1 protein-coding gene is annotated in these 257 nt (G+C 34.2%); it reads right to left on the bottom strand.

Annotation, left to right across the window (positions count from 1 at the left end):
• Positions 1–61: 61 nt before the first annotated feature.
• Positions 62–257: 50S ribosomal protein L23 (gene rplW, locus AC3II9_RS22040; RefSeq protein WP_489158862.1), on the bottom strand; the 196-nt coding region annotated here is incomplete at its 5' end.

Below are 257 nucleotides of genomic sequence, written 5' to 3'. Positions count from 1 at the left end.
GGTTTGTATTTTTTAATCGCCATTTTAGTTCCCTCCTCTTCTTAATTTAAGTAAGATTCTTTTATGCTTCAAAGATTTCAATCTCTTTGCTGTCAGCAGTTAAAGAAACAATTGCTTTACGGCGCTTATTTGTGTAGCCGGTATAACGGCCCATGCGCTTGAACTTTCCTTTGTAGTTCATGATGTTAACTTTATCTACTTTTACTCCAAAAATTTCTTCAACAGCATCTTTAACTTGAGTTTTGTTTGCTCTTACA

Source organism: Lysinibacillus sp. RU7 (assembly GCF_057837305.1).
This window is presented reverse-complemented; position numbering and strand designations above follow the sequence as displayed.